The organism is Kribbella sp. NPDC048837 (assembly GCF_055586945.1).
In genome coordinates, this window is sequence record NZ_JBVJHF010000003.1 from 139,266 (window position 1) to 159,392 (window position 20,127).

The 20,127-nt window shown below is 64.3% G+C and carries 15 protein-coding genes and 2 pseudogenes; 6 read left to right on the forward strand and 11 right to left on the reverse strand.

Annotation, left to right across the window (positions count from 1 at the left end; all coding sequences use genetic code 11):
- Positions 1-700 precede the first annotated feature (700 nt).
- The gene (locus ACZ6O0_RS16275; protein WP_465766417.1) at positions 701-3,475 is read left to right on the forward strand and encodes a helix-turn-helix transcriptional regulator; all 2,775 of its coding nucleotides are present in this window, start codon (positions 701-703) and stop codon (positions 3,473-3,475) included.
- Between the two features lie 483 nt (positions 3,476-3,958).
- Here ACZ6O0_RS16275 and ACZ6O0_RS16280 read toward each other — a convergent pair whose 3' ends face one another.
- Entirely contained in the window at positions 3,959-5,149 is a 1,191-nt protein-coding gene (locus tag ACZ6O0_RS16280; RefSeq protein ID WP_465765721.1) for a hypothetical protein, read from the reverse strand.
- A gap of 542 nt (positions 5,150-5,691) precedes the next feature.
- Here ACZ6O0_RS16280 and ACZ6O0_RS16285 point away from each other — a divergent pair.
- Entirely contained in the window at positions 5,692-8,472 is a 2,781-nt protein-coding gene (locus ACZ6O0_RS16285) for a helix-turn-helix transcriptional regulator (protein ID WP_465765722.1), read from the forward strand.
- A gap of 130 nt (positions 8,473-8,602) precedes the next feature.
- Here the strand turns inward: ACZ6O0_RS16285 and ACZ6O0_RS16290 are convergent.
- Together ACZ6O0_RS16290 and ACZ6O0_RS16295 are read right to left on the reverse strand one after the other, a co-directional pair.
- Positions 8,603-9,771, reverse strand: a protein-coding gene (locus ACZ6O0_RS16290) for an IS3 family transposase (protein ID WP_465765723.1) whose coding sequence is annotated in 2 segments (ribosomal slippage) — positions 8,603-9,484 and positions 9,487-9,771 — 1,167 coding nt in all. Because the reading frame shifts where the segments join, the coding sequence is not laid out codon by codon here.
- 150 nt (positions 9,772-9,921) lie between these two features.
- Positions 9,922-10,125 carry a hypothetical protein gene (locus tag ACZ6O0_RS16295; RefSeq protein ID WP_465765724.1) on the reverse strand — a complete coding sequence of 68 codons (204 nt, stop codon included), beginning with the start codon at positions 10,123-10,125 and terminating at the stop codon, positions 9,922-9,924.
- 320 nt (positions 10,126-10,445) lie between these two features.
- Here ACZ6O0_RS16295 and ACZ6O0_RS16300 point away from each other — a divergent pair, with 320 nt between their 5' ends.
- Both ACZ6O0_RS16300 and ACZ6O0_RS16305 read left to right on the forward strand, forming a co-directional pair.
- On the forward strand, positions 10,446-10,964 hold the full coding sequence (locus ACZ6O0_RS16300; RefSeq protein WP_465765725.1) for an ATP-binding protein: 519 nt from the start codon (positions 10,446-10,448) through the stop codon (positions 10,962-10,964).
- A 39-nt stretch (positions 10,965-11,003) separates the two neighbouring features.
- A protein-coding gene (locus tag ACZ6O0_RS16305) for an IS3 family transposase (protein WP_465765726.1) occupies positions 11,004-12,274 on the forward strand; the annotation gives its coding sequence in 2 pieces (ribosomal slippage) (positions 11,004-11,349 and positions 11,349-12,274; 1,272 coding nt in all).
- On the opposite strand, the gene ACZ6O0_RS16310 is transcribed toward ACZ6O0_RS16305, so the two are convergent.
- Both ACZ6O0_RS16310 and ACZ6O0_RS16315 read right to left on the reverse strand, forming a co-directional pair.
- Positions 12,252-12,989 (reverse strand): IS630 family transposase, encoded by a 738-nt coding sequence (locus ACZ6O0_RS16310; protein ID WP_465765727.1) that lies wholly within the window; start codon positions 12,987-12,989, stop codon positions 12,252-12,254. The genes ACZ6O0_RS16305 and ACZ6O0_RS16310 overlap by 23 nt on opposite strands.
- Positions 12,878-13,348, reverse strand: coding sequence for a helix-turn-helix domain-containing protein (locus ACZ6O0_RS16315; protein WP_465765728.1), 471 nt, complete (start codon positions 13,346-13,348; stop codon positions 12,878-12,880). Before ACZ6O0_RS16315 ends, ACZ6O0_RS16310 begins: the two co-directional genes overlap by 112 nt.
- Positions 13,349-13,483: 135 nt before the next feature.
- On the opposite strand from ACZ6O0_RS16315, the pseudogene ACZ6O0_RS16320 reads away from it, so the two are divergent.
- Both ACZ6O0_RS16320 and ACZ6O0_RS16325 read left to right on the forward strand, forming a co-directional pair.
- Positions 13,484-13,702, forward strand: a pseudogene (locus ACZ6O0_RS16320) (helix-turn-helix domain-containing protein); the annotation flags it as partial.
- Between the two features lie 9 nt (positions 13,703-13,711).
- A pseudogene (locus ACZ6O0_RS16325) lies at positions 13,712-14,808 on the forward strand (IS630 family transposase).
- On the opposite strand, the gene ACZ6O0_RS16330 reads toward ACZ6O0_RS16325, so the two are convergent.
- From ACZ6O0_RS16330 to ACZ6O0_RS16355, 6 genes are all read right to left on the reverse strand, one after another.
- A complete protein-coding gene (locus ACZ6O0_RS16330; RefSeq protein WP_465765729.1) occupies positions 14,805-15,719 on the reverse strand; it encodes a hypothetical protein in 915 nt (304 codons plus the stop codon). The pseudogene ACZ6O0_RS16325 and the gene ACZ6O0_RS16330 sit on opposite strands and share 4 nt — an antisense overlap.
- Positions 15,720-17,006: 1,287 nt before the next feature.
- Complete coding sequence (locus tag ACZ6O0_RS16335) at positions 17,007-17,351, reverse strand: hypothetical protein (RefSeq protein ID WP_465765730.1); 345 nt, start codon at positions 17,349-17,351, stop codon at positions 17,007-17,009.
- A 124-nt stretch (positions 17,352-17,475) separates the two neighbouring features.
- On the reverse strand, positions 17,476-17,637 hold the full coding sequence (locus ACZ6O0_RS16340) for a hypothetical protein (RefSeq protein WP_465765731.1): 162 nt from the start codon (positions 17,635-17,637) through the stop codon (positions 17,476-17,478).
- An 18-nt stretch (positions 17,638-17,655) separates the two neighbouring features.
- Positions 17,656-18,237, reverse strand: a complete 582-nt coding sequence (locus ACZ6O0_RS16345) for a hypothetical protein (RefSeq protein WP_465765732.1) — start codon at positions 18,235-18,237, stop codon at positions 17,656-17,658.
- 33 nt (positions 18,238-18,270) lie between these two features.
- On the reverse strand, positions 18,271-19,299 hold the full coding sequence (locus tag ACZ6O0_RS16350; RefSeq protein ID WP_465765733.1) for a hypothetical protein: 1,029 nt from the start codon (positions 19,297-19,299) through the stop codon (positions 18,271-18,273).
- Between the two features lie 76 nt (positions 19,300-19,375).
- Entirely contained in the window at positions 19,376-19,981 is a 606-nt protein-coding gene (locus tag ACZ6O0_RS16355; RefSeq protein WP_465765734.1) for a hypothetical protein, read from the reverse strand.
- Positions 19,982-20,127: the final 146 nt, after the last annotated feature.

The following is a 20,127-nucleotide window of genomic DNA, read 5'->3' on the forward strand; positions in this document are numbered from 1 at the left end:
TAGCTGCAACGGACGGATGAGCTGAATGTAGAAGGTCCCCAGCGGTCACGATCGCCATGTACTTGCGGCCAGAAGAGTGCGCAGCTCCGGCTTCGTCAGGCTCTGGTCCGCTGGGACTGTCTGCGCACTGACCTACGCCAGTTGCTCGCGGAGTCACCGGCCGCGGGTTTTGACTCCCAGCATTTGCCGTCCGTTCCTACTGACTGCCACGGCGCACGGAACTGCCACGCAACGCCGAGGCTCGGCAAGGCCCCGAAGGCTGCCACGACGTCGAACTGCTGGATTCCTCCGCGTCACCCGCCCGACGAATGTCACGAACGACACCCGACGAGCAACCTGCTGCCAGCCGGTAACGGAGCCGATGAAGCGATCTGAATGGGCTGAGTCAACGACCTACCCGTCAGAACTCCCGCTGTGATGGCTCCAGCCGCTGACCTCACTCTCGGAATGCTTGCGAGCACGAGAGCGAATGCCCACCACCGCTCTACAAGTGCGAGGGCCGCCGAGTCTCTGTTGTTCTCAAGCGAAAACCTTGTCGGTTCGGCTGTCTGTGGCACCGGATCTGCCTTGGGACAACTCGGTTTCATTGGCAGACGATTGACAGACCGCCGGACCGCAGTCGCAGTAGGCGGTGCCACCAGGGCTGTGCACCATGCTGGTTGTCTGTCGGACGTTGGCGCATCATGGAGACGTGACCGCCATGCTGGTGGGTCGAGGGGATGAGGTCGCGTTGCTCGGGGGGTTGGTCGCCGAGTTACCGATGTCCTCGGCTGCTGTGATGGTCCGGGGCGAGGCAGGCATCGGCAAAACCGTGTTGGTAGAGACGGTGCTCGAAGGTCGACCGGACGACAGCCTGCGCGTACTGCGGGGCGCCTGCGCGCCAATGGCGGGTGCCGCGGCGTACAGCGGTTTGGACATCATTCTCAGTGCCGCGCTCAGCGCCGGTGCGGTGCCGGGCGACGTCCCGTCACCGGCAGCAGGGCGCGCGCTGGCGATCGAGGCGCTTCGACAGGAGCTCGGCGACGGTCCGCCGGGCGGCACAGTACTCCTGGTCGAGGATGTGCATTGGGCGGACTGGTCGACCCTCGACTTCCTCGCCTACCTGACCCGCAACCTACCTGCACGCGGGCTGCTAGTCATCGTGACCTGGCGCGACGAAGTTACAGAAACCGATCGAGAGGCCTGGCTTGCCGAGCAACTACGCAGCCCGAAACTCAGCGACCTGCGATTGCGGCGGCTCACCGCGGCCGAGACCGCCCTGCAGGTAAGGAACCTGCAGCCAGACGCGATGCCGGAGGATGTGCAACGAATCCACCGGCGCAGTGCGGGTAACCCATATCTCACCGCTGAGCTGACGAACCCTGAACCGGTCGTGCCTGCCTCGCTGCGGCGCGTGCTGCTCAGCCGCCTGCAAGCACAGGTGCCGGCCGTACGGATGCTCGTCGCCGCTACCGGGACGGTCGCCCGCCCGCTGACCGACGGCGAACTGATAGCGGTGGTCGGTGGCGAGGTCGACCTGATACGGAGGGGATGCGAGTCAGGCATCCTGGTCAGGGACCCAATCGATGGAACCACCGCGAGGCATCCGGTCCTGGCCGAGGTCGCCTACGAGAACCTACTGCCCCCGGAACGCGAGCACATTCATGCTCGCGTCGCACACCATCTCGAGACACACCTGCCCGTGGCGGCGAGTCCGTCGGCCGTCGCAGAGGTAGCAGAGCAGTATCGACGGGCCGGCGACCCAACGGCCACCCTGCGATGGTCGGTCGAGGCAGCGCGCGCCGCCGAGGCCCGGTTCGCACTCGCCGAGGCCGGCCACTGGTACGCCGTCGCCGCATCCGCGCGCGAATCGACCGCCGATACCCCAGACCTGCCCGGCAGGTTGGAGTTGGCTCAGTCAGCCGCGTCCTACCTGGGAAGTGCGGGACACCGGACCGCGGCGCTCGCAGTACTCGACGATGCCCTGGTCGGGCAGGACGATGGCCCTGAGCTGGTGACCGCCTTGCTCAGCAGGGGCTGGCTGCGCATGCACGCCGGCGACTCCGACGAAGCGTTGCGCGACTTCGAACGAGCCAGACACCTGGTCCCGCCCAGGGACGAGTTGCTTCTTGGGCGCGCCCTGGTGCGGCATGCGCTGGTGCTGCTGCCGTACTCGCGCTCAGCCGAGGCCGCCGAACTGGCTGCGACCGCGCTCGAGTTGGCGCTCCGATCGGGCGACATTCGGACCGTGGGCCAAGCCAAGATGACGCTCGGGTTGGCCACCGCTGTGAGCGGCCGACCCGAGGACGGGCTGGTTGACCTGCGCGAGGCGATGTCGATCGCCCGCCAGGTGGCCGAGCCAGACGACGTCGCACTGGCAGGTGTTGGTCTGTCGTCGGCATATGCCCTGCAGGACAAGCTCGACGAGCAACTCGACGCCATCCACGTTACGCAGCGCGAGCTACGGCGGCTCATGTCCGGCCGGCACTGGCTTGAGGACATGATGGAGGCCAACGTCGTGATAGATCTGTACCTGCTGGGTCGCTGGGACGAGGCGCTGAGCTACGAACGCCACATCGCGGACGCCGAGTTTCCGCTACTGGAGGGGACGGTCGCGCAAATCCACATGGCGCGTGGGGACCTGAGCTCGGCGGCTCGGCTCCAGCAAAAGGCAGCCATCCTGGATCGTGACGACCAGCCGATGTGGAAACTGGGCTACGCTGTCGTGCAGTGCGAACTGTGCCTACAGCTGGGCCGTTCGGACGAGGCGCTTGCTATCGCGCTCGCTACTGCCGAAATCGTGCACGGGACAGAGGTAGAAGCTGGTACGGACGAGTTGCTGCTAGACGGTCTGGAAGCTGCTGTAGCGGAACATGCATCGGACTCATTCGAGCGACTCGTGGAGCTGCTCAGCGCCGCGGTCGAAGGTGCAACGGCGGCCGCCGTCGGCGCCATGATCGAGGCCGAACGGTCCCGCATCCACGGAGCCTCCGATCCGCACCTGTGGCTGGCCGCAGTCAGGGAGTGGAGCGCGCTCGGCTGGCCGTATCCGGAGGCGAGGGCGCGGCTGCGGGCCGCCGAGGCATTCCTCGCACAGGGCCGCGTGGCAGGTTTTCGTGCAAGGGCAGCGCGTGAGCTCGAAGCGGCCAGGTTAATGGCGGAATCGCTGGGCGCTGCGCCGCTGCGCGAGCAGATCGACGAGCTTGCCAAGTTGGCGCGCCTCCAGCTTGGTGACGCCGTCACCGAGCACGGCGCCAAGCAGGATGACGCGGCCTACGACGAGTATGGTTTGACTGACCGCGAGCGGGACGTGCTCGCACTTCTCGCCGACGGCAAGACGAACCGAGAGATCGGTGCGACCCTCTACATGAGCCCAAAGACCGCCAGCGTCCATGTCACCCACATCCTCGCCAAGCTCGGCGTCCGCAGCCGCGTCCAGGCCGCCGCGATCGCAGTGCGGCTCGGGCTCGCCCGGTCACAGCTGGACGAGCATTGATCACCTGACAGACGAGGCCAGCGATCCGCGCGGGTCGACCGGCGAGCGTGTCGTGGCGTCCGAGCATCCGCCAGCGACGGACTATGCCAGCAACCGCCAAAGGTTGTCACGTCGTCGACGACTCGCCCGCGACAAGTCCGGGATCTCCAACTGCTACCACCTCCGCAGTCCCCCCGGGTGGATGCCCGCGAGCGGCCGCCGTCACTGACCAAGGCGTCGGCCAAGGTCGCCCAAGCGGTCAGCCTAGACCGCACGCAGCCGCACGAACGCTGATGAGTCCCTGTGGAATGAGCACAGACTCCACTGGGCCTCGCCTTGCACGAGCGCGAGTGTGGGCGTGCCTTCGGCCGCCTGACAGACCGCGATCCGGGACCGCACACCGTGATCCTCACAGCTCTCACAATCCTCGGTTGTCGGCCAAAGCCTGCCGCGCCGGACACATCAGGTGGCCGGTGCATCCGACACGGCTGTCTGCCGCTGCTCTCACCTGTGCGGACGCGATGGCACGGAAGCGCGAGTGCCGCTCGCCTGCGGTTCATCTCGGTCAAGCTCCTCTCGCGCCGCCGATGTTTGGCCCTGTAGGAATCGCAGGAAGTAGCGCTCAGAGAATCCAGCAAGGAAGGCCGCCATTGCAAATGTTCCGGCGTTGGTGACCTCGATGCCGTTGATCGTTCCCCAACTGAGGAAGAGGCAGATGCTGATCGCGGCAGTAGCTCCGATGAGAGGCTTCAAGCCGAGGTTGAGCATGCTCGTCCGGTAGTCCCTCAGATTGGCTCGCGAGTCCCGAACGCGGAACATGCCGGACATGATGCCACCGGTCGCGCCGAGTGCGGCGAGTCCAAGGGCTCCGAGCACAAGAAACAGGTTGTCATTGACTCTTTCGTCCGGGACGACATTCATATGCGCAACCGGCCAAATAACCTGGCCGGCGCCTGATTTGACCTTCGTCGTAATCGGCACCGCAACGAGGATGGTGACGAAGGCGATCATCAGAAAAGTCCGGGCACGCCGCAGACGTGTCACCTGCAGGTCGTCCTCGATCAGCGCGTCCTCCTTGGCGCCGTCGACACGCATCTTCGCCTCCACCAAAGCCTGCTTCATCCTCTCGTCAACGGCATCTTCCGTGATCAGGGACTTGAGTTCTGTGATCAGCACCGCCTGGCGCGGCTTCAACTGTTCCAGCTCGTCAAGTACCAGCTTGGCCTTCTGACGCAGGATATTGTCCGGGTACAGCCAGATGAGGGACCGCTCAGCCAGCGAAAGGAGGTTGGCCGCGACCGGCAGGTTTGGCTCCTCATCCTCCTTCTCAAGCTCAGCCTTGGCGGACTTCAGGTCGTCCCGGACCCGCTGGATGTAGCTACGCCGCTCGGGACTAGGTATCACATCAGAACCCATCACTACAGCCACTCTGAAGTCGCCCCGGGCTTGGGCGTAGCGCCCCACCAGAACGCTGACCTGAGAATTCAGGTATCGGTTCCCGACGTAGACGCTCCGCGGGTTGATCTGGTCGGGGTCCAACTCGTCTAGCAACCACCTGCCATGACCTTCTTCCACCGTGAATGCAGGGGTCTGGTCCGCTTGGATCTCATCTCTGTTCGGTTGAGGCATGTCGCCAGCGGCTAGAGCTCTGCCGCCGTTCGCCGCGGCTGGTATTGATTTCGTCGACTCGCCCATGATTTCCCTTGCCTTACTTGGCTCGCTTCGGTCACTGAAGTGATCGCTCTGTGCCCCGCCAACATGATGTGGAGACGAAGCTCTAGGCGGTGCATTACCTCAGACAGCACCGACACGATGTCAGCCGTCTTCTCGAATCTGTTCGGACGTCCGCAAGTTGTTCGCCGATGGCAGCGCTGTCATTGCCGGTGTCCGTGGAGATGTTCATGGGAAGACAGTCGCCGGTCGGGTCCGGTGTCCACATCGGGAAGCCGCGCAGACATCGCGGGTCAAAGTACTTACCCGCGACCCGGCGGACCCTTACGGTGAGCATCTCGGCGGTTAGGTCAAGGATTGTGCGCAAGCCCCTTGGTGACTCGCGGGGCACGTCGTCCGTCGCTGCACCGCGACTGTGCCGCCTGGTTCAAACGAACGCTTGTGACGTGGCCGGCCGCCGCCTTGTACCGCCGCCACTGCCGCGGCCGGGCCAGCTGGTGAGTGGCGGCATACGGCCTACGTCGCCCGTCCTGGTTACACGCACCGCAGTGGCGCAAGATGGTGAGATGACCACCGCAATGGTGGGCCGTGAGGGCGAAACCGCGCTTCTCAGGGGGTTGATCGCCGAACTGCCGACCACCTCGGCTGCCGTGATGATCCGGGGTGAGGCGGGCATTGGCAAGACCCTTCTGGTGGAGACGGTGCTCGACGGTCGGCCGGATGACGGACCGCGCGTTCTGCGCGGTGGCTGCGCGCCAATGGCCGCCGCGGCGGCGTACAGCGGGCTGGAAATCGCCTTGGGCAACGCGCTCAGCGTTGGCGTCGCGAAGCGGGTGTTTCCCTCTGCTGCGGCAGGTCGTGCGCAGACGATCGAGACCCTCCGGCAGACGCTCGACGACGGCCCTCCGGCCGGCACCGTTCTCCTGGTCGAAGATGCGCACTGGGCGGACTGGTCGACCCTCGACTTCCTCGCCTACCTGACCCGAAACCTGCCCGTGCGCGGACTACTGGTTCTCATGACCTGGCGCGACGAGGTGCTCGAAGCGGATCGCGAGGTATGGCTTGCCGAGCAGTTGCGCGGTCCCAAACTCAGCGACCTGCAACTAGCGCGGCTCGCTGCCGCCGAGACGGCCCTGCAGGTGAGGAGACTGCAGCCAGACGCGACGCCGGAGGATGTGCAACGAATCCATCAGCGCAGTGCGGGTAACCCATATCTCACCGCCGAGCTGGCGAGGCTTGAACCGGTCGTGCCAGCCTCGCTGCGACGCGTGCTGCTGGGCCGCCTGCAGCTAGTGCCGCGGGCCGTACGCACGCTCGTCGCCGCTGCCGGGACGCTGGCCCGCCCGCTTACCGACGGTGAACTCTTAGCAGTGACTGGTGGCGAGGCCGACCTGATACGGATGGGATGCGAGTCAGGCCTCCTGATCAGGGACCCGATCGATGGAACCACCGCGAGACATCCAGTCCTCGCCGAGGTCGCCTACGAGAACCTGCTGACACCGGAACGCCAGCAAATTCATGCCCGCCTCGCACACCACCTCGAGACAGCCCTGCGGACGCCAGCGAGTCCGTCGGCCGTAGCGGAGGTAGCCGAGCAGTATCGACGGGCCGACGACCCAACGGCCACCCTGCGATGGTCGGTTGAGGCAGCGCGCGCCGCCGAGGCCCGGTTCGCACTTGCCGAGGCCGGTCACTGGTATGCCGTCGCCGCATCCGTGCGCGAATCGACCGCCGATACCCCAGACGTGCCCAGCCGGTTGCAGTTGGCTCAGTCAGCCGCGTCCTACCTCGGGAGCTCGGGACACCGGACCGCGGCGCTAGCGGTGCTCGACGAGGCGCTGGCCGGGCGCGCCGACAGCGTGGAACTGGTGCCCGTCTTGCTCAGCAGGGGCTGGCTGCGCATGTGGGCCGGCGGTTCCGACGAAGCGTTGCGTGACGTCGAACGCGCCAGGCATCTGGTGCCGCACGGAGACGAACTGCTCCTTGGCCGCACCCTGGCACGGCATGCGCTGGTGATGCTGCCATACTCCCGCGCAGCCGAGGCCGCCGAACTTGCGACGTCCGCGCTCGCGCTGGCGCTTCCCGCGGGCGATATCCGAACCGTGGGCCAAGCCAAGATGACGCTCGGGTTGGCCACCGCTGTGAGCGGCCGGTTTGCGGAAGGGCTCGCAGACCTGCGCGAGGCGATGTCGATCGCCCGGCAGGTGGCCGAGCCAGACGACATTGCATTCGCAGGTGTTGGTCTGTCGTACACCTACGCCTCGCAAGGCAAGCTCGACGAGCAACTCGATGCCCTCAGCCTGACGCAGCGCGAGCTGCGGCAGCTAATGTCCGGCCGGCACTGGCTTGAGGACATGATGGAGAGCAATGCCGTGACAAGCCTCTACTTGCTAGGTCGCTGGGACGAGGCGCTGAGCTACGAACGCCACATCGGTGGCTCCGAGCTCCCGCTCCTGGAAGGGAGGTTCGCGAAGATTCGCATGGCGCGTGGAGACCTGAGCTCGGCGGCTCGGCTCCAGCAAAAGGCAGCCATCCTGGATCGTGACGACCAGCCGATGCGGAAAGTGACCTACGCCGAGGTGCAGTGCCAACTGTGCCTGCACCTGGGCCGATCAGATGAGGCGCTAGCTGTCGCGATCGGTGCGGCCGAGATCGTTCACGGGACAGACGCGGAACGCAGTGCAGACATGCTGCTGCTTGCCGGCCTGGAGGCTACGGTCGCGCAGAACGCACCCGAGGAGTTCGAGCGAGTGGTAGAGCTGCTCACCGGGGCCATCACCGGTGTAACGGCGGCCGCTGTCGGCGCCATGATCGAGGCCGAGCGGTCCCGCATCCACGGAGCGTCCGATCCGGACCTGTGGCTGGCCGCAGTCAGGGAGTGGAGCGCGCTCGGCTGGCCGTATCCGGAGGCGAGGGCGCGGCTGCGGGCCGCCGAGGCATTCCTCGCACAGGGCCGCGTGGCAGGTTTTCGTGCAAGGGCAGCGCGTGAGCTCGAAGCGGCTAGGTTGACGGCCGAATCGCTGCGCACTGCGCCGCTGCGCGAGCAGATCGACGAACTCGCCAAACTAGCGCGAATCCCCCTCACCGACGCAGTCACTGAGCACGGCGCCAAGCAAGATGCCGCAGCGGCCGACGACTATGGTTTGACCGATCGCGAGCGGGACGTGCTCGCACTTCTCGCCGACGGCAAGACGAACCGAGAGATCGGTGCGACCCTCTACATGAGCCCAAAGACCGCCAGCGTCCATGTCACCCACATCCTCGCCAAGCTCGGCGTCCGCAGCCGCGTCCAGGCCGCCGCGATCGCTGTGAGCCTCGGCCTCGCAGACCGACCAACCGCAGACTAGCCACACCTGCCTTCCGGACTCGACTGACTCTCCTGACCCAGCCAGCAATCCGCTGGGTCACATCTCCTGACCGGAGCGAGCTGGGCAACGCCTAGAGAGGGTCTGCTGTACGAGTAGGTGACAGTTTCGGTTACGCGGCCTGACTGGCCGGCCAGGTCATGATTGCTTCGTATTCGATGGGGGTCAATCGGCCGAGGGCGTGTTGCCTGCGGCGTCGGTGGTAGGTGCGTTCGATCCAGGTCACGATCGCGATCCGGAGTTCCTCGTGGGTGGGCCAGGATCGTCGGTTGAGGACGTTGTTTTGCAGGAGACCGAAGAAGCTTTCCATCGCGGCGTTGTCGCCGGCGGCGCCGACCTGCCCCATCGAACCGACCAGCCCGTGGCGGCCCAGGGCACGGACGAACTTCCGCGACCGGAACTGCGACCCGCGGTCGGTGTGCAGAACGCAGCCGGCCACGTCAGCACGCCTGGCGGCGGCGTTGCTGAGTGCGGCAACGGCCAGCCTGGACTTCATCCGCGAGTCGATGGAGTAGCCGACGATCCGGTTCGAGTAGACATCCTTGATCGCGCACAGGTAGAGCTTGCCCTCGTTCGTCTTGTGTTCGGTGATGTCGGCCAGCCACAACTGGTTCGGCGCGGTGGCGGTGAAGGCGCGGCGCACGAGGTCGTCGTGGACCGGTGGACCAGGCCGCTTGCCGTTCTTGCCGCGCTTCTTCTTGCCGAACGCGCTCCACCAGCCCATGCCAGAACAGATCCGCCACGCGGTCCGGTCCGTCATCGGCTGTCCGGCGTCGCGGGCCTCGTCGGCCAGGAACCGATACCCGAACTCCGGGTCGTCGCGGTGGGCGTCGAACAACGCGTTGGCCCGGTAGGCCTGCTCGAGCTCGGCAGGAGTGACCGGCCGGGCCAGCCAGCGGTAGTAGGGCTGGCGAGCGAGCTTCAATACCCGGCACGTCACCGCGACGGGGATCCCGTCGGCGGCCAGCTCGTTCACGAGCGGGTAGAGCCTTTTCCCGGAACGTTCGCCTGGGACAGGTACGCCGCGGCCCGGCGCAGCACCTCGTTCTCCTGCTCCAGCAGCTTGATCCGCCGCCGCGCCTCACGCAGCTCGGCCGACTCACCACGGCTTACCCCTGGCTTGGCGCCCTCGTCGACCTCGGCCTGGCGCAACCACTTGAACAGCGTCATCGGATGAACCCCGAAGTCCTTGGCGATCTGCTCGACCCTCACACCGGGCTCCCGGTCCCGGGCAACCCGAACGACATCATCGCGGAACTCGCGAGGGTAAGGCTTGGGCACAGCAACATCCTTCCAGGCCCACCTCACGGCAAGCCAGCTCAGATGTCACCTATCCGTGCAGCAGACCCAGATGTTCAAGTCTCGAGGCTGGCAGGGGTGTCCGCGCCCCGCTCGAGGCATAACGATCCGCAGGCGGCTCGAACGGCTTCTCTAGCCGGTATCAGCCATGACGTCGCGGCCGACTGTCAGTTCCTCCAAGGCGCGCTTCATCGCCCCCCGATGCGGGTAGCCGTGCCTGGTGCCCACCACATAGACGCTGTGCCGGTCCTTCTTGGTCACGGCAGCGACGTACCAGACGGGGCTGCCGTCGGCCAGCATCTCCACGATCAGTCGCTGCTCACGCGCAGTGAACATGATGTCCTCCCTGGACAGTTCTTGCAGGGCTTTGCTGGCTCTACCCTCGCCTCGATCCGCGGGTAGACGCATCGGGCACGTGGCGTCATTTGACGCCCACAACGTCTTACTGATCGCACGCAAACGCCTTAGTCGTGCGGTGGCGCATCACGCCTACGCGACAGTCCCGGCGCCTGTCGTCGGCGGCATTGGTCGGCGGGACTGAGTGAACAAGTCCGGGTGTCCGGGCTGGAGAGGGTGGTTCGCATGTCATCCATGCGCAGTCAGTCAGCGAGGAGTGGTCTTGCTGCGGCAGGCAGTTATCGGATGCATGATGAGGTATGACCGGCTTGCTGGTCGGACGTGCGCTCGAGGCTGCGGTGTTGCGAGGGTTGATCGCTGACTTGCCGGTGGCCTCGGCGGGCGTGCTGGTGAGGGGCGAGGCGGGCGTCGGCAAGACCGTCTTGGTCGAGTCCGTGCTCGCGGATGCAGCGGATGGCGGCCCGCGTGTGCTTCGTGGTGCGTGTGCGCCGATGGCGGGCGCAGCGGCGTATGGCGGTTTGGATGTGGCGCTCGGCAGTGTGCTCGGTGAAGGTGTCGCTGCCGACGACGTCGCATCGTCTGCTGGTGGCCGGGCGCGGGCCCTTGGCCTTCTTCGGGGGGCGCTCCTCGACGGTCCCGAGGCCGGCACGATTCTCCTGGTTGAGGACGTGCATTGGGCGGACTGGTCCACCCTCGATTTCCTTGCATATTCGACGCGTAACCTGCCGGCGAATCGCCTGCTGGTCATGCTGACGTGGCGCGACGACGAGACCGACGAGGATCGCGCGGCCTGGTTGGCCGAGGATTGGACACGCTGAATCCAGCCATGTGCTGGGGAAGCGAGATGATTCAGAACTATGGCCCGCAAGAACTACTCCGAGGAGTTCCGTCGGCAGGCCGTCGACTTGTACGAGTCCACTCCGGGAGCGACGCTGCGTGGTATCGCGACCGATCTCGGGATCGAGCGGGCGACCCTGGCCCGCTGGGTCGAGGTGTATGGCTCGGGCAAGAAGACGACCGGCGACGGCACCATTGTCAGCGGCTCTTCCCGGGCCCGCCGGCGTAAGACACCGACGGGTGCCGAGCCGGAGACGCCGGAGGCGAGGATCGCCCGGCTCGAGGCCGAGAACGCGCAACTGCGGGCGGACAAGACCAAGCTCACGACCGAGCGGGAGATCCTGCGCCAGGCGGCCAAGTATTTCGCCGGGGAGACAAACTGGTGAACCGCTTCCAGTTCGTCGCCGACCACTCCACCACCTCCCGCCCTGGCTGGAGCGTGAAGCGGCTGTGCGCGCTCGTCGAGATCGAGCGTTCGTCGTACTACGCGTGGGTGAACGCTGCCCCCGCCCGTATCGCGCGGGCCGAGGCCGACGCCCACCTCGCTCAGCGGATCCGGGCCGTCCACGACACCGACAACACCCAGGGTGCCCCGCGGATCACCGCCGACCTCAACGACGGCGCTGACACCGCTGAGCGGGTGAACCACAAGCGGGTTGCCCGGGTGATGCGCGAGCACGGTATCGCCGGCTACCGACGCCGCCGCAAGGTCCGCACCACGATCCCCGAACCAGCCGATCAGAAGGTGCCCGACCTGTTGAACCGGGACTTCACCGCCGAGGCACCGAACCAGCGCTACGTCGGCGACATCACCTACCTGCCGCTTGCCGACGGCAACAACCTGTACCTGGCCACGGTCATCGACTGCTACTCCCGCCGCCTGGCCGGATGGTCCATCGCCGGCCACATGCGCACCAGCCTCGTCGAAGACGCGCTCAAAGCCGCCGAACTCACCCGAGGCAGCCTGGCCGGGTCCGTGTTCCACAGCGACCACGGATCGGTCCACACCTCCAAGGACTACGCCAAGCTCTGCAAGGCCCTCGGCGTGACCCAGTCCATGGGCGCGATCGGCACGAGCGCCGACAATAGCCTCGCAGAGTCGTTCAACGCGACCCTCAAGAGGGAGATCCTCCAAGACAACAACTCCTGGCCCGACCAGGCCACCTGCCGCCGCGAAGTGTTCCGATGGGTCACCCGCTACAACACCCGCCGCCGGCACTCCTGGTGCCACTACCAGTCCCCGAACACCTACGAAACCCTCCACCCCACTACGCTCCCGTCAGCGGCGTAATCCACCACCGTGTCCAAGATCCGGGGGTAAGGCCCGAGAGTTCGGTGTTGAGGATGTCGAGGTCGCTGATGCGGCGGTCGAGACATTGCCGGGTCAGTGCGGACAGTTCGATCTCGGCGATGTTGAGCCATGACCCGTGTTTGGGGGTGTGGTGGATTTCGAGGCGTTGGGCGAGGGTGAAGGCTTCTTGTGGTTCGAACGCCTCGTAGAGCGAGGCGATGCCGTGGGTGTTGAGGTTGTCCATCACCAGGACCACGGTCTGGGCGTCGGGGTAGTCGAGGTTCAGTAGTTGTTTGACCTGGCCGGCCCAGTCGATGCGGGTTCGCTGGGACAGGGCCTGAACCCGGCGCCACCCGGCCAGGGGCTCGACCCAGCAGAAGATCGAGCACGTTCCACGGCGGATGTACTCACTGTCTTGGCAGGCGTCGTGACCAGGCCGCGCTGGGAGCGGGGCGCGGGCATGGTCGAGGAGTTGGTAGGGCTTCTCGTCCATGCACACCACCGGCCGCAAAGGATCGTAGGGCCGGGCATAGACGGCCAGCACGTCTTCCATCCGGGCCGCGAACTCCGCGGTGGCCCGTGGTGGGATGGTCCAGTACTTCTTCAGATGAGGACGCAGCCTCGTCTTTTTAGGACCCGCCCGATGGTCGAGTGATCCAGGTCGGGGATGTCCTCGACCAGCGCGACATGCTTTTCCAGCAGCCGCAGCGACCACCGGGCATAGCCCTGCGGCGGCTGCGAGCACGCCATCGCGATCAGCCGGGCCTCGACCTCACCGGTCACCGGCGAAGCCACCGGTGGCAGGTCGCGCACCTTCCGCGCGATCGTGGCATCCACGTCACCACCGGTCTCGGCGAAACGCTTCGCAACCAGCCGCAACGTCTCGGTCGAGACCCCGACACGGGCCGCGATCGCTTCCTGAGAATCGACCTCGCCCACCGAAGTATCCAGCGCGAGCAGCACCCGCGCCCGCATGATCATCGAAGCCCCACGAACCCCCGTCGTGCTCACCCGAACCAACTCTTCACGATCAGCCACGGTCAACACGACCGGCCGCTTCTTCTGCGACGCCATGACAGCAATCCCTTGTCTGGCAGAGGGGAAGGAATCTGCCACGCCACCCTCACACCCCAACACCCCAAAACTAAGCAGCGACACGCTACTAGTGTCGCGCCGTTAGTTCGCGATGTAAGTTATTACGATGCTCGTATGCTGAGTGCGGTGTCTGCTGCTGAGTTCGTTTTGGCCGAGTGTGAGCGTGCCCAGTTGGTCCGTTGGGCGTCGGGCGGTTCGCGGTTGGCGGTCCGGGCGGAGATCGTTCTTCGGTGTGCTGAGCCGGATGTGGTGTATGCGGAGCTGGCTCGCGAGCTGGGTGTGTCGGCGATGACGGTGCTCAATGTCAGGAAGCGGTTCGCCGCTGCCCGGCTGGATGGGCTGCTGGATGGGCCGCGGGCGGGGCGACCGAAGGCGGAGTTGGTGCTCAGCGATGCGGAGCGGGCTCAGCTTCAGCGGTGGTCGCGGCGGGCGAAGTCGTCGCAGGCGTTGGCGTTGCGGGCGCGGATCGTGTTGGCGTGTGCGCAGGGGCGGGCGAACGGTGAAGTGGCCGAGCAGTTGCGGGTGACGCCGGGAACGGTGGGTAAATGGCGGCGCCGGTTCCTCGACCAGAGGCTGGACGGGCTGGCTGACGAGCCTCGACTCGGGCGGCCGCCGTCGATCCTGCTGGACACGGTCGAATCGGTCGTGACGGCGACGCTGGAGGAGAGGCCGAAAGACGCCACGCATTGGTCGCGGGCGTCGATGGCCGAGCGCAGCGGGTTGTCCAAGTCCACGATCGGGCGAATCTGGCGCCGGTTCGACCTCAAACCGCACATCGCCGACACGTTCAAGATCTCCACCGACCCGCTGTTCGTGGAAAAGATCGTCGATGTGGTCGGGCTCTACCACAACCCGCCGGACAAGGCTGTCGTGCTGTGCGTGGACGAGAAGTCCCAAGTGCAGGCACTGGATCGATCCCAGCCGGTGCTGCCGATGATGCCCGGCATGCCCGAACGGCGCACCCACGACTACGCCCGCCACGGCGTGACCAGCCTGTTCGCCGCGTTCAACATTGAAACCGGCCACGTCATCTCCGAACTGCACCGCCGGCACCGCGCAGTCGAGTTCAAGAAGTTTCTGGCCATCATCGACAAGAACGTTCCCGACCAGCTCGACGTGCACATCGTCCGCGACAACTACGCCACTCACAAGACCGACCAGATCAACGCCTGGCTTGCTCGCCATCCCCGGTTCCACCTGCACTTCACACCAACCGGATCATCCTGGGTCAATCAGGTCGAGCGATTCTTCGGACTGATCACCGACCAACTCATCCGCCGCGGCGTCCACACCTCCGTACCCGCCCTCGAAGCCGACATCCGCGAATGGATCAACACCTGGAACGACGACCCAGGCCATTCGTGTGGACCAAAACCGCCGACGAGATCCTCAACTCCCTAGCAAAATATCTGTCACGAATTTCGGGCGCAGGACACTAGCATCCATGCAGCTTTTGGTTGCACGCTTCGGGGATATTTCTTAGGTTCACCTCACGCGTGGCAGAGCCAGTCAACTTCTTTGCGTAGACTTCGATCTTTCCGGATCCGAGGGATTCTTGCGAGGAAGGATACTTCCAGAAATACTGCAATACCCAGTACCCCTCTTCGACCTTCGCCGGCACCTTCGCTCCATCGGGGAATGTGAATGTCAGCTCGGTGGTAGCTCCGTCGACGGGTCCTCCCGCCCAGACCAGGGTGGTGTATTCGGTCGCGTCCTGGGACAGAATAGTTGTCGCCACCGCGTACTCAGGAGCCGTCCCATTGTCGCGTGGATCGACAGTCTCCGCTCGATCCAATGGGCTTCGGTTCGATACATTCAGATCGGGCTTCACGTTACAGGTCCAGGTCGAGCGATCGTCGCCAACAACCACAGTGGTTGCGTCCGGCGTCGTCACGCCCATGCGTCCCTCGATAGTCCCGACAACATGGCTCGCCGTCTCTCGAACCAGTTTTATACAAGCACGATACCCACTGGCGAGTTCACGATCGTCAACGGTCGAGGTGGGCAAGGCTGTGCGCTGTGGCCGAACCTCAGCGGATCGAGCTGGCGCCCGAGGAACAGCGACCCACGCGATAAGCAGCGCCCCTACGGTCACGGCCGGCGTTAAGCCCATGCGCCAGCTTGGATGGCCGGCCTCACCCGATTGCGGATCTCGGGTTGCTCGACGACCGGACCTGAGCAGGCAGACCGCCAGCACCCATGTTGCCAGCATCGCAAACAGGATCAGGAGGGCGGTCCGCGGTGGCGATGCCGACGGATCCGCGAGCACAAGCACCAATACAACGCAGACCGCCGCGACACCTGCAATTATCGCGACTACCAAATCTTGCTTGCTCAGCTTGGTACTCATAGCGCTAGCCACCCGACCCCGAACCTGACCTCAAGTACGACCGCTTCTCGCTCGGCGAGGTTCACATGGTCAATCGATTGTTTCTCTCTGGAACTCTCTACACCAACTATCAGAGTCGGTCGATCAATCGAGGCAGCCCGGCGCGAACGACTTGAATCCAACTGGTCAGTGAAGTTCTCGCAGTCGACCATGCGCAGCCCTCCCGATGAGTCTGAGCATAAGGGACCGTCGAACCCAGACTCTGATACGCGATCGGCCGGAAGAAACATCTTTCCGACATCGTCGGATATCTACGCAAATCGGTGTGCCGCCGCAAGTAATCCACCGTGTCAACATGAGTGATGGTGACTCGGTGCGAACTCCGCCGAATCATGCACAGCACAGTCCTTCGCTACATCCGCTGACCCAGCGGCCACTGTCCCTTGTGGCCACGTCATCGAGCCGGTGAGAGCCGTAAGGACTTCGACCAACAGTTGAGCAGCAACACCCAAGGCCGCACCCGCGAGCAGGCCTCGCGGCACCAGAGCAGCCTGTCCCTGTTGGTCTGTCACCGAGATGACAGCGCCCGGCCACCGGAGGTAGACATACATCTCGCTGAAAACGACTGGCCTGCAGCGTACGTCGCAAGCGGCAGTCGCGCCCGTCAAGGTGACGTCAGGGTCCGCCGTAGAAGCCCTCCATGCGGTCGCAACAGGCAACTCGGCGGTCTGCTTGCCTGGTGGGCAGTCGTCGCCGGGCGTCCACCCGCCCAACTGAGCGGGCAGTGTCACATTAATCGAAACATCAGGAAATGACCGCAGTGTAGGTGCTGGCTCCTGTATCGCTCCAGGGTGGATCCTCAGGATTGACCCCACAGAACAGTGTCAGACACGCCGGCTCAGCGACCGCCGTGTCTCCGGGTACCCAATGTTGGACTTCAACATCATCACCCATCCATGGTCCCGAGTCCGCCAACCAAGCCGGCACAGGAGAGGACGAAGTCGGCGGCGTGCCATTGACTCTGCACTCCCTGGTCTTCCTTGCCTCTCGACTGGTAACAACCCAGAGATTCCGCCAGGGTGGGAGTTTGACGCTCTGAAATACGCCCGCCTGATCCAGGTCGGTCCGCGATTCCTTCAGACCGTCTATGGCCCTCGCCGCAATGGGAACTGTTGTTTCTACGACGATCCATATCGCACCACTGTCATCGATCGACCGCACATCAGCTGGTCTTTCGAGGAGCGGCGCTGCAAGCCAGACCGTGAGCACCAGGAAGGCTGCGATTGTCAACGCCTCGAGCGAGACGACTCAAATCCCGATCGTCTGAATCGTCAACGCCATCGGTTTTGGCGAGAGCCCCAACGGAGCCATCCGCGTCGGTTGGTACTTGCAGTTGACCAGCGGCGCCCGATCTCGGAGACCCGCCGGTTCACCGACGTCGCCGGAACTGGGCGAAACATCCTGGCGATGGAGACGTGCGGCGGCAGCGTGACAACGATCAGCTACGGCATCGACCTTGACGCCGTCGTCGCCGAGATTCACAAAGCGAACATGACCAAACTCGACGCTGACGGCAGACCTATCGAGCGAGACGGCAAAGTTCAGAAGAGCGACCGATACCAACCGCCCGATGTCGGGCGTGTGATCGCTCAACAACTCAAGACGGCCTAGGCAGATTTGGTGCCCGCCACGACGCATCGCGCCGTCGCGGCGGGGACCGACTAGACGCCCTAGACTCCGCCGCTGGGAGCATCCGCCGCCACTTTGAGCAGCATCGTCATCGGCTCAGCAATCCCGTCGTAGCCGACGCTACGACTTCGGCGCCGGACGCATTCACTGCCTCCGTCAGGAGATCGATCCAGAGCAACCTGTCTTTGCCGGGATTGTTCTCCTTGTATTGAGACACAAATTCCTTGGTCCTGACGAAGCGATAAGGCACGACATTCTCCTTCTCGATTCACTCCTGCGATTCGCTCGTACCGAGCCCTTCGCCGTAGGTCGATATACAGAGATCGAGCAGCACAAGGTTCATTGGCTGCACGTCGTCAACGTCAACGTCTCCATGTTCCTCGAATGAGCCGATGTCTATCTCGATCTGAGTCCAGAACCGCGAAATACTCTGCAGGATTGTCAGTGCATCCACGAACAGGTCCACATCAGGTTCGAAGTCGAGATCTACAACAAACTTCGCCAACTCGTGCGTTAGCTGATGCCGATGGGCGTAGATGACGTCCAGACGGTCGGCCTGCGCCTGGGTGATAGCGGTCATCTCAACGAGCCGGTGCAGGGAAGATCTGAACGGATTCCTGGGAACCCTGCTCAACACCGTGGCCTTGTACTCATCCTCTCCGTACAGCCACGAGTCGTTGAACCGCATCCACCCGAAGAATCCTTTTGTGTTATCGAGAATCGAACGTTTGATGAGTTCATGCGTCATCTGATAAAGCTCAGCAAACGCGAGCGTCGCTCTAATCCGGTCGGGTGCTAATTTGGCCTCAAGTTGTCGCAAATATTCCGCTTCGTCGCCAATGTCAACCATGGCGATTTACCCTTTCAGACCCTGGCTCGCATGTCAGTAATCCAACGTCATCTCGTGGATATGTGCATCCAAGTCGAAATCCGGACCTAAGTCATCGGCCGTCACGTCGAAGTACTGCGACGGCAGCCGAGCCTCGCCGAGTTCTTGTGTGCCATGAAGTTGCAGGTTGCAGACCGTGCAGAAGAAGGTCTGCGGACCCAATCTCGCCTGCCAATACGGCATCGGGATGGCGTCGTACTGCCCGCCGCCGAGCGGTTCTACGTCGTAATCGACTTCAGCGCTGACGTCCACATCTCCAAAAAGCATGGCCTTGGATCCGCACTCTGGGCAGGCGACCTGGTACCCCGCACCACCGGACACGAAATCGTCGGGGTCGAGCGTGAACCGCTGCTCTGCCAGTTCCTCGGTCGCCAGTTCGAATGTCCTCTCGCCGAGAGCTTCCTCAAGTCGGGTAAGCCGGGCGCGGGCCTTGGACATCTTCGCGGCAACCTGGCGCGAAACCTCAGTCCGACGCTTGTCGAGGAGCGCATCGACCGTATCGGCGTGCGACCCGAAGAAGTTCTGTCGCTCTATGCCGAGTCGTTCCAGAAGGACTCCGACGACGGCAAGGCAGTCCAGCAGCACAAATCGCAGATCCTCACTGGTACCCGCGTGTACGGCTCCATTGCGGACGTCCGCGATGCGGCCACGGCGATCCTTCGCAACTGGCAAGTCTCCGAGCAACCTAACGAGGCGATCCATCACGACCTGGAGGCCGATGGTTCGGACGCCCTTCGCGGCGAGGTCAGGTCGGGTCGCCAGCAGGAACAACGCCCCTTCGTGCCGATCGTTTAGCGGGAGGAGCAGGACGGGGTTGTCGCGCCATAGCGCTGCCTTGCCGAGAAGCTCAACCGCCATTGGTGCCAGTAGCCCCACCTTCGGGTGATCCTCTTCCGTCCAGGCGTCAAGTGCCTCTCCAGCCCAGCGCTTCGCGCCGGCAATCAAGTTCGCTTCTGACGCGGCGCGCGTATCGGGTTGAGTGACCGGCTGCTCAGTTGCTTCGACCTTGGATGGTTCGCTCACCGCGTCAGCATGCCATGACTCAGATCTCGCGTCGCCGCGCTATGGCTGAGCGACCCAGCGCGTCTACGATCGTTGGCTACCAGTCGCGCGGCATGTACTCCTTGGGTCGCCACCACCACCGCACCCTAGTTGCTCTGCCTCCTCGCTCGGGTCGCACCTGCCAGCGCCGTCCCGCGTTGTCGACGACCAGGAGCCATTCGACTTTCACCGTGATTCCGCTCGATGGCCATAGGTGCTCTGCTCGTTCTGGAGCCATGTGCGCTACGTTGACCGTGAACGGGAGATCCTCTGTCAGCTGAGGTGCAACAAGCAGGTTGTCGTGGAAGTGCAACTGGGGCTCGACTCCCGCTGTCAATGTCCAGGCGATGACTCCGCCGCGACTAGATTGCGGCTGCTCTACGTCTGGGAGCATCCAGTTCGACTCGACCTTGTAGGCGATCTTCGCAACGCGCACCGGCAGTTGACCCGCATTGCGGATGTGCGCCGTGACAATGCCCTCGACAACAGGGGATTCATGTGGATGACTGCGTTCGTGCTCGACAGTCGCCCACGCGCCGATCAGGTCAATCTGTGCGCGCTCCGCGTTGGCTCGATCGCGCCTGAAGACCGTGAAGGCAAGGATCAGAGACAGCGCGCCAAACCACGCGGGGACACTGCCCCAGTCCCACTTGCTCAAGTCCATAACACATGGTCTGGCGTACGGCACGAACCGGCGTGGCGACCCGCCGTCCCGGGATGGCGAGTCGCCGGCGGATTTACGCCAAGGTTCTGGACGGCCTGGACGCGCAGGCGATGGATCGGATCGAGGCCGTGCTCATACGCTGAGGA